Source organism: Marmoricola sp. RAF53 (assembly GCF_052114005.1).
Lineage (GTDB): Bacteria > Actinomycetota > Actinomycetes > Propionibacteriales > Nocardioidaceae > Marmoricola.
The window spans coordinates 37,419-45,290 of record NZ_JBFRDX010000028.1 but is presented as its reverse complement, the minus strand read 5'-3'; the positions used below and the strand labels follow the sequence as shown (position 1 = coordinate 45,290).

Sequence of the window (7,872 nt, the reverse complement as noted above, 5' to 3'; positions counted from 1 at the left end):
CCACCACCGCCTCAAAACCCACGCCGGCTGGCACTACGACATCCAGAGACCCGGGACCTACCGCTGGCGATCACCAGCCGGCTACACCTACCTCCGCGACCAGACCGGCACCCGACAACTCACCCCGAGACCCGTCGACCCACCCGGCTAGAAACAGAGACGAGATCGTGGGGCATTTCCGCCCCAAGACCGACGCGGAATGCATGATTCCCACCATGCGCAAACGCCTCGCCGTCTTCTTCGCCTACTCAGCGGGCGTCGTTTCCCTGTACCTCTTCGGGATGGCCGCGTTCCCCAGATTTCCTCAAGCCGGCTCGCTCACGATGGATGCCTCGGTGCCGATAGGAGACGGCGAGAGAGCGCCGTTGCGCGAGAGGGGGCCGGAGATGTTCGCCGACGAGCTGTTCAGCATGCAGGCAGAGATCCTCGACGGGGTCGCGAAGGAGTCGTCGCACTACGCGTGCAGTTCCGCGGAGGCGGCCCGGATCTGGGACACGTTGGTGGCCGAGCTGTTCGAGGTCGCCGCGAGCGCGTGACCTCTCCGCGGGCGGGCGTCGTACGCTCGGGCGCATGAGTGCCGCACGCGAACCGGTCCCGTTCGAGACCTACGAGCCTGGCGTGTACCTGCACGGCACGAAAGCCCACCTCGAGGTCGGCGAACTGCTCGTGCCCGGCCGCGGGTCGAACTTCGAGGACGGCCGGGTGATGAACCACATCTACTTCACCGCCACCCTCGACGCCGCGACCTGGGGCGCCGAGCTGGCCGCCGGCGAGGGCCGCGGGCGGATCTACCTGGTCGAGCCGACCGGTGAGTTCGAGGACGACCCGAACGTCACCGACAAGAAGTTCCCGGGCAACCCGACGCAGTCGTTCCGCAGCCGCGAGCCGCTGCGGGTCGTCGGAGAGCTGGTCGACTGGGTCGGGCACGCACCGGAGAAGCTGCAGGCGATGCGCGACGGGCTGGCCGCGATGCAGGCGCAGGGAACCGCCGAGATCCTGGACTGACGCCTCACAGCACCTTGGTGCCGTACATCTCCCCCAACGGGTCCGCGATCAGCTCGAGGCGCGCGCCGTTCGGGTCGCGGAAGTAGATCGAGGTGCCGCTCTCGCTCTGGTACTCGACGCCGGCTTCCTCGAGCCGGCTCTTGAGCATCTCCCACCGCTCCGGCTCGACCGAGATCGCGACGTGGTGCAGGCCGCCGAGGACTTCGGCGTACGGGCCGACGTCGAGGCCCGGGAAGTCGAAGAACGCGATCAGGTTCTCGTTCCCGATGTCGAAGAAGAAGTGGTTCGAGCCCGGGTAGTCGCGGTTCTCGAAGATGTCGGTCAGCGGGAAGCCGAGCACGCCCTGGTAGAAGTTCACGGTCTCCTCGACGTCGCGCGCGACGATCGCGAAGTGGTGCAGGCCGCGGGCGTTGGACGCCGGGCGCTCGGTCTCCGGCAGCAGGTACGCCGCCCGGATGCGCTCGCGCTCGGCGTCGATGGCACTCAGGTCGAGGTCAGGCATCGAAGGGCTCTCCGTTCCAGTTCTCCCGGAAGGCGAGGTCGGCGACCGCGACCCGGGTCAGCTTGGTCAGCTGCTTCACAGGCTTGCCCATCGGGACCACGCACGCAACGGCGACGTCGTCCGGGATCCCGAGCAGCTCCTTCACGCCCGGCTCCTCGGCCACCGCCATCGTGGTGATGGTGCCGCCGAAGCCCTCGTTGCGCGCCGCCAGCAGGATGTTCCACACCAGCGGGTAGACGGACGCCCCGCTGACCAGGCCGATCCGGTCGAGATCCTGGTCCAGCGCCGCCACCAGCCGCAGGTCGACGCAGACCACGAGCACGACCGCCGCGTTCAGCAGCGGCTCGGTGAAGCTGTCCGGGACGAAGGTCGCGGCTATCTGCTCCCCGGTCAGCGCCGTCGGGGTCACCGGGTTCCACGGCCCTTCGCCGGCGATCCGCTGCGCGGTGTAGCGCCGGGCGCCCGGCTCGGTGAGCCGCACCAGCGCTTCCCGGGTCGCCCGGTCCCGGATCACCAGGATCCGGGTCCCCTGCCGGTTGCCGCCGCTGGGCGCGAACCGGGCGTTCTCGAGGATCGTGCCGAGGACGTCGTCGGGCAGCGGGTCGTCGGTGAACTCGCGGACCGCGGCGGTCGTCCGCATCACGTCGTACAGGTCCATGGCGTCTCCTCGCAGGTCGACGGTCCGACGGTGCCGATCCTGTCAGGCGCGGACCGGGTCGCGCACGGTCAGCGCGACGACCTGCGGCCCGGCGTCCGGGACGCAGCAGGTGAGGTCGTCGTCGCAGCAGTCCAGCGGCGGCGTCGCGTCCAGCGCGGCGCGGGCCTCGGCGAGCTGGGCGGCGAACTCCTCGAGCTCGGCGATCCGTGCCGCCACCTCGTCCTGCCGCTCGCCGAGCAGGCGGCCGACGCGGTCGTGCGCGGCCGCGCAGTCGGCTCCGCCCCAGACGGGCAGCAGGTCGGCGATCTGCTCGCAGCTCAGCCCCATCCGCCGGGCGCGGGCCACGAAGAGCAGCCGGGTGGCCGCCTCGTCGTCGTAGTCCCGGTAGCCGGCGGCGGTGCGGTCGGCAGCGCCGAGCAGCCCGATGCGCTCGTAGTAGCGCACGGTCGTCGTCGGCACGCCCGCGGATGCGGCCAGCTCGGAGATCCGCATCCCTCCACGCTAGACCTTGCACCCGGGTGCCAGGTCAAGAGCAGGATCAAGGTCTTGACCTTGCACCCGGGTGCAGCTCCTAGGTTCGCGTCGAGGGCCGGATCCGCCGGCCCCGGACCCGAGGAGCGGGCCATGGGAACCTTCACCACCGAGAACACCGAGATCGCGGTCGAGCTGGACGGCCTCGGCCGCCAGCACCGGGCCGAGTCGGGCGGGATGAGCATCGCGCTCGAGCAGTGGAAGGCGGGACTCGACACCGGCGAGATGTTCGCCGACCTGCCCGGCGGCGCGTGCCAGGAGGACCACTTCGGCTACGTCCTCGCCGGCACCTGCACCGTCCGCTACACCGACGGCACGACCGAGGTGCTGCACGCCGGCGAGGCCTACCACCTGCGGCCGGGGCACAACGTGCACATCGACGAGGACGCCCGCTTCGTCGAGTTCACCGCCGCCGACGAGACGCCCGGGATCAACCGGCTCGACGGTGCCGCGCCCGTCAGTGCAGGAAGGTGAACAGCGGGCTGTCGTAGGGGATCGCGTCGATCAGCAGGTTGCTGTCCCGCATCCGGCCGAGCAGCGCCGGCAGGCCGTCGGCGTGGTCGAGGTCGATGCCGATCAGCGCGGGCCCGGTCTCCCGGTTCGACTTCTTGATGTACTCGAAGACGACGATGTCCTCGCCGTCGGAGAGCACCTCGTCGAGGAAGCCGCGCAGCGCGCCGGGCTCCTGCGGGAACGAGACCAGGAAGTAGTGCCGCAGGCCCTGGTGGACGAGCGCCCGCTCGATCACGTCGGCGTAGCGGGAGACGTCGTTGTTGCCGCCGCTGACGATGCAGCCGACCCGGCCGGACGGGCGCAGGCCGGCCAGCGCCGTCGTCGCCAGCGCACCGGCGGGCTCGGCGATGATCCCGTCGACCTGGTAGAGCTCGAGCATCTCCGCGCAGACGGCGCCGACCTCGACGGTGACCACGTCGTCGACGAGGTCGCGCACCACCGGGTAGGTCACGCTGCCGGCGGTCGCGACCGAGGCGCCGTCGACGAAGGTGTCGAGCTCGTCCAGGGTCACCGGGCCGCCGGCGTCCAGGGCGGCCCGCATGGCGGCGGCACCGGCCGGCTCGACGCCGACGATCCGGGTCGAGGGCCAGGCGTCGCGCACCCAGGTGGCGACACCGGCGATCAGCCCGCCCCCGCCGACCGGGACGACGAGCAGGTCGAGCGGCTCGGTCTGCGCGGTGATCTCGACGCCGACGGTCCCCTGGCCGGTGATCGTGCGCGGGTCGTCGAAGGGGTGGATGTACGTCGCCCCGGAGGACGCGGCCGCCTCGAGCGCGGCGGCCGCTGCCTCGTCGTACGTGCGGCCGACCAGGGTGAGGTCGACGAACTCGCCGCCGAGGGCGACGATCCGGTCGCGCTTCTGCTTCGGGGTGTTGGTCGGGACGAAGATCCGCCCGGGCACCTGCATCCGGGCGCAGCTGATCGCGATGCCCTGGGCGTGGTTGCCGGCGCTGGCCGCGACCACCCCGGCGGCCAGCTCGTCGTCGGACAGCGACGACATCGTGTGGAAGGCGCCGCGCACCTTGTAGGACCGGCCGAGCTGCCGGTCCTCGCGCTTGAGCAGCACCTCGGCGCCGTACCGGTCGGAGAGGCGCTCGGAACGCTCCAGCGGCGTGCGCCGCGCGATCGTCCGGGCGGCCGCGGCGGCGATGTCGTCGGGAGTCACAGGCACGGGACGAGTCTGCCCCAGCCGGGCGCTCAACCGCCGCCCAGCCCCGCCTCCCGGGCGGCCACGACCGCCTGCGCACGGTCGCGGAGGTCGAGCTTCGCGAAGACGTGCCGGACGTGGGTCTTCACCGTGGCCATGCTGATCACCAGTTCCTCGGCGATCTCGGAGTTCGACCGGCCGGCTCCGATCAGCGCGAGGATCTCCCGCTCCCGGTCGCTCAGCTCGGCGAAGCCCGGCGGCACCCGAAGCGTCGCCGGCGGGTGGTCCGAGAAGTGCGTCATCAGCCGGGCGAGCACTGCCGGCGCCAGCACCGGTTCGCCCGCGGCGGCCCGTCGTACGGCATCGACCAGGCCGTCGGCGGTGACGTCTTTCAGCAGGAAGCCGACCGCACCCGCCCGGATCGCGTCGGCGACGTGCTGGTCGGCGTCGAAGGTGGTGAGCGCCAGCACGCGCGCGGTCCCGGCCGCCACGATCCGCCGGGTCGCCTCGACGCCGTCCAGCACCGGCATCCGCAGGTCCATCAGGACGACGTCCGGGGACAGCCCAGCCGCGGCGGACACCGCGGCGGCGCCGTCGGCCGCCTCCCCGACCACCTCGATCCCGCCGAGCTCGAGGATCATCCGCAGCCCGTGCCGGACCAGGTCCTGGTCGTCGACGACGAGCACGCGCGTCATCGGCCACCCCCGGCGGGGAGGCTGACCCGGACGTCGAAGCAACCGTCGTCGGTCGCGAGCGCGAACGTCCCGCCGAGGAGCTCCGCCCGGTGCCGGATCCCGGTAAGCCCGCGGCCGGCGACGACCCGGCGCCGGTCGCCGCGACGCACGGTGACGGGGTTGATCGCACGGATCCGGACCTCCTCGGGGGTCCAGTCGACCTCGAGCGCGACGGGGTGGCCCGGGGCGTGCCGGCCGGCGTTGGTCAGGCACTCGCGGACGATCCGGTTCACGGCGAGCGAGACAGGGGCCTGGACGGGCGACGGCGTCCCGGTCACCGCCAACGTGTTCGCGATTCCGGCCTTCCGCGCGCGCTCGGCGACGACGGCGACGTCCTCCGTGCCCGGACCAGTCGCCTGCCCGTCCGGGGCGAGCACGCCGAGGACCGCGCGGATCTCGGTCAGGGTGCGGTGCGCTGTCGTGCGGATCGCCTCGACCGGCTCGGCCGCGCGGTCCGGACTGGTCCGCAACGCGGCCGCGGCGGCCTCGGCCTGGATGGCGATCAGCGTGACCTCGTGCCCGACCACGTCGTGCAGCTCCTGGGCGATCCGTGCGCGCTCGGCCCCGACCGCGGCCTCCTCGGCGCGGCTGCGTTCCTCGGCGAGCTCGCGGGTCAGGGCGACGAGCGCCTGGTTCTGCCGCTGCTGGTGCCGCACCGCCCGGCCGGCCAGGACCGGGGCGACGACGACGAGCGCGCCACCGATCGCGGCCACGGGCGCCTCGGGACCGAGCAGCGTCCCGAGGACCGACGCGGCCGCCGCGCCGACGGTGACCAGGGTGACGGCACGACCCGGCTCGCCGCGGTTGCCGAGCGCGTAGAACTGGAGCACGACGGCGAGGAACCCGAGCACCGGGTAGCCGTCCAGCGGGATCAGCCAGAACACCGCCGACACCAGCGCGGACTCGACCGGAAAGGTCCGACGCCAGGCGAGCGGGAGCGTCGATCCGAGGACGTACAGGATCGCCGGGGCCGGTTCGGCGATCGGCACGAACAGCGTCTGCACCAGACCGGCGACGGCGAACAGCGCGGCCAGCGCGGCATCGAGCCGCGTCGTCCGGAGCCGGTCGAGGAGTCCCACGCGCCGAGGCTAGGCGAGACGCTACGTCCCGCGCATCAGCCCTGGGGCTGAGCGCGGACCGGCCCTCGGATCGATGTGCCGCGCAGGCCTCCGTTCCTAGGTTCGTAGCCGGCTCGTCCGAGCCACCTCCCGACACGAGAACGGAACTCACGATGTCCACCACCTCCACCCTCCCCCGACCGGACGGGCACGGCGTCGACGCCGTCGCGCTGACCGAGCCCGCGCTGACCCGGTTCAGCGCGCGCTTCGGAATCGCTTTCACCGTCTGCCAGGTCGCCGTGATGGTCGCGATGGCGACCCTGGTCCTCCCGCACGGCGGATCGCCGAACGACCCCGCCGTCGAACGCGGCCACGGGGTGCTCGACGCCGAGAACGCCTACCGGATCGGCAATTACGTCTTCATGGCCGCCGGCTCGCTCCTGCTCGGCTTCCTCGGCGCCGTCCACCTGCGACTGCGCAAGGTGGATCCCAGCGGCGTCCTGTCCACGGTCGCGGTGGCCGCCGGCACGCTGCTCGCCCTGATCTGGCCGCTCGCCGCCGTGCTGCACGACGTCGCCCTCGACACCGCCGCGGACGGGACCGACATCCGGATCCTCGCCGGGTGGGACGCGGTGGCGCCGTACTCATTGGCATTCTCGGCCTTCGCCCGGATCTTCTTCGTCGGCGCGGTGGTGCTTGGACTGCGGGCGACGGGCGGGACGCCCTGGCTGGTCCGCACCGGCGTGGCCCTGCTGCCGCTGAGCCTGATCGGCACCGCGACCACCCTGACCGCGGCCGCCTTCCCGGTGCTGGCGCTCGGCACGTTGGGCTACGAGCTCTGGGTCGCCGCCGTGGCCTGGCACTGGCTGCGCACCTCGCGCTGACCGCTCCGTGCCCTACGGTCGAGGGATGTTCACCGTCGCCGAGTCGGTCACCGTCGCCAAGACCGGTGACCCGGCGCTGAACGAGGACGTCGTGGCCGACGGGCCGCACTGGCTGGCGGTCTGCGACGGCGCCACCGACAAGTCCGGCTACCGCCGCGACGGCGAGACCGGCGGCCGGGTCGCCGCCCGCGTGATCGCGGCCGCCGTCGCGGCGCTGCCGCCGGGGACGTCGCCGGCGGACCTGGTGGCCGCGGCGAACACCGCCTACCTGCAGGCCTTCGGGACGGACCTGGACCGGCTCGGCCCGGACCGCCCGGAGTGCTCGTTCGTCGCCGTGGACAAGGCGAGCGGCACCGTGGTCCGCGTCGGCGACGTGTCCTGGCGCACCGCGACCGAGCTCCACCTCGGCCGCAATGCCGTCGACGACCTGCACGCCGGGCTGCGCGCCGAGCACCTGCGCGGCCTGCTCGCGGAGGGCGCCACCACCGAGGAGCTGCTCGCCACCGATCCCGGGCGGGCGCTGATCCTGCCGCGGCTGCGGGCGCAGGCCGGGCTGCGCAACGACCCCGGCGACGGCGACCTGGCGTACGGCGCGATCGACGGCCGCCCGGTCCCGGAGCGGCACGTCGAGACCTGGACGACCGCTGGCCCCGAGGTCGTGGTGGCGACCGACGGCTACCCGGTCGTGCTGCTCACCCTGGTCGCGACCGAGGCGGCGCTGGCCGCCGACCTCGTCGCGGACCCGCTCCGGATCGGCGCGCACCCGGGCACCAAGGGGGTCCGGCCCGGCGACGTGTCCTTCGACGACCGCAGCTACGTCCGCCTCATCTTGGTCTGACC

11 protein-coding genes are annotated in these 7,872 nt (G+C 72.8%); 5 read left to right on the top strand and 6 right to left on the bottom strand.

Translation table 11 applies throughout. The annotated features are described in order from the left end of the window. The first annotated feature begins 215 nt into the window (after positions 1–215). Together AB4Y76_RS18945 and arr are read left to right on the top strand one after the other, a co-directional pair. Complete coding sequence (locus AB4Y76_RS18945) at positions 216–536, top strand: hypothetical protein (RefSeq protein WP_441928137.1); 321 nt, start codon at positions 216–218, stop codon at positions 534–536. A 34-nt stretch (positions 537–570) separates the two neighbouring features. Continuing rightward, positions 571–1,005 carry an NAD(+)--rifampin ADP-ribosyltransferase gene (gene arr, locus AB4Y76_RS18940; RefSeq protein WP_441928135.1) on the top strand — a complete coding sequence of 145 codons (435 nt, stop codon included), beginning with the start codon at positions 571–573 and terminating at the stop codon, positions 1,003–1,005. Positions 1,006–1,009: 4 nt separating this feature from the next. On the opposite strand, the gene AB4Y76_RS18935 is transcribed toward arr, so the two are convergent. From AB4Y76_RS18935 to AB4Y76_RS18925, 3 genes are read right to left on the bottom strand one after another with little or no spacing between them, the layout of a single operon-like run. Next, positions 1,010–1,507: a VOC family protein gene (locus AB4Y76_RS18935; protein ID WP_441928133.1), complete on the bottom strand. Its 498-nt coding sequence runs from the start codon at positions 1,505–1,507 to the stop codon at positions 1,010–1,012. Continuing rightward, positions 1,500–2,165: a nitroreductase family protein gene (locus AB4Y76_RS18930; RefSeq protein WP_441928131.1), complete on the bottom strand. Its 666-nt coding sequence runs from the start codon at positions 2,163–2,165 to the stop codon at positions 1,500–1,502. Before AB4Y76_RS18930 ends, AB4Y76_RS18935 begins: the two co-directional genes overlap by 8 nt. A 42-nt stretch (positions 2,166–2,207) precedes the next feature. Then, positions 2,208–2,657: a MerR family transcriptional regulator gene (locus AB4Y76_RS18925; protein WP_441928129.1), complete on the bottom strand. Its 450-nt coding sequence runs from the start codon at positions 2,655–2,657 to the stop codon at positions 2,208–2,210. Between the two features lie 132 nt (positions 2,658–2,789). Here AB4Y76_RS18925 and AB4Y76_RS18920 point away from each other — a divergent pair, with 132 nt between their 5' ends. Further along, on the top strand, positions 2,790–3,170 hold the full coding sequence (locus tag AB4Y76_RS18920) for a hypothetical protein (RefSeq protein ID WP_441928127.1): 381 nt from the start codon (positions 2,790–2,792) through the stop codon (positions 3,168–3,170). Here AB4Y76_RS18920 and ilvA read toward each other — a convergent pair. From ilvA to AB4Y76_RS18905, 3 genes are read right to left on the bottom strand one after another with little or no spacing between them, the layout of a single operon-like run. Further along, the gene (gene ilvA, locus AB4Y76_RS18915; protein WP_441928125.1) at positions 3,154–4,380 is read right to left on the bottom strand and encodes a threonine ammonia-lyase IlvA; all 1,227 of its coding nucleotides are present in this window, start codon (positions 4,378–4,380) and stop codon (positions 3,154–3,156) included. The genes AB4Y76_RS18920 and ilvA overlap by 17 nt on opposite strands. A gap of 26 nt (positions 4,381–4,406) precedes the next feature. Continuing rightward, positions 4,407–5,051: a response regulator gene (locus AB4Y76_RS18910; RefSeq protein WP_441928123.1), complete on the bottom strand. Its 645-nt coding sequence runs from the start codon at positions 5,049–5,051 to the stop codon at positions 4,407–4,409. Next, positions 5,048–6,169 (bottom strand): sensor histidine kinase, encoded by a 1,122-nt coding sequence (locus tag AB4Y76_RS18905; protein WP_441928121.1) that lies wholly within the window; start codon positions 6,167–6,169, stop codon positions 5,048–5,050. Before AB4Y76_RS18905 ends, AB4Y76_RS18910 begins: the two co-directional genes overlap by 4 nt. 152 nt (positions 6,170–6,321) lie before the next feature. Between AB4Y76_RS18905 and AB4Y76_RS18900 the strand changes: the two genes are divergently transcribed. Together AB4Y76_RS18900 and AB4Y76_RS18895 are read left to right on the top strand one after the other, a co-directional pair. Further along, on the top strand, positions 6,322–7,032 hold the full coding sequence (locus AB4Y76_RS18900) for a hypothetical protein (RefSeq protein ID WP_441928119.1): 711 nt from the start codon (positions 6,322–6,324) through the stop codon (positions 7,030–7,032). Between the two features lie 25 nt (positions 7,033–7,057). Continuing rightward, entirely contained in the window at positions 7,058–7,870 is an 813-nt protein-coding gene (locus tag AB4Y76_RS18895) for a hypothetical protein (RefSeq protein WP_441928117.1), read from the top strand. Positions 7,871–7,872 lie beyond the last annotated feature (2 nt).

Coding starts and splice junctions, on each gene's coding strand:
- AB4Y76_RS18895 (WP_441928117.1), top strand. CDS start 7,058: ATGTTCACCGTCGCCGAGTCGGTCACCGTCGCCAAGACCGGTGACCCG.
- AB4Y76_RS18925 (WP_441928129.1), bottom strand. CDS start 2,657: ATGCGGATCTCCGAGCTGGCCGCATCCGCGGGCGTGCCGACGACGACC.
- AB4Y76_RS18935 (WP_441928133.1), bottom strand. CDS start 1,507: ATGCCTGACCTCGACCTGAGTGCCATCGACGCCGAGCGCGAGCGCATC.
- arr (WP_441928135.1), top strand. CDS start 571: ATGAGTGCCGCACGCGAACCGGTCCCGTTCGAGACCTACGAGCCTGGC.
- AB4Y76_RS18930 (WP_441928131.1), bottom strand. CDS start 2,165: ATGGACCTGTACGACGTGATGCGGACGACCGCCGCGGTCCGCGAGTTC.
- AB4Y76_RS18910 (WP_441928123.1), bottom strand. CDS start 5,051: ATGACGCGCGTGCTCGTCGTCGACGACCAGGACCTGGTCCGGCACGGG.
- AB4Y76_RS18920 (WP_441928127.1), top strand. CDS start 2,790: ATGGGAACCTTCACCACCGAGAACACCGAGATCGCGGTCGAGCTGGAC.
- AB4Y76_RS18945 (WP_441928137.1), top strand. CDS start 216: ATGCGCAAACGCCTCGCCGTCTTCTTCGCCTACTCAGCGGGCGTCGTT.
- AB4Y76_RS18900 (WP_441928119.1), top strand. CDS start 6,322: ATGTCCACCACCTCCACCCTCCCCCGACCGGACGGGCACGGCGTCGAC.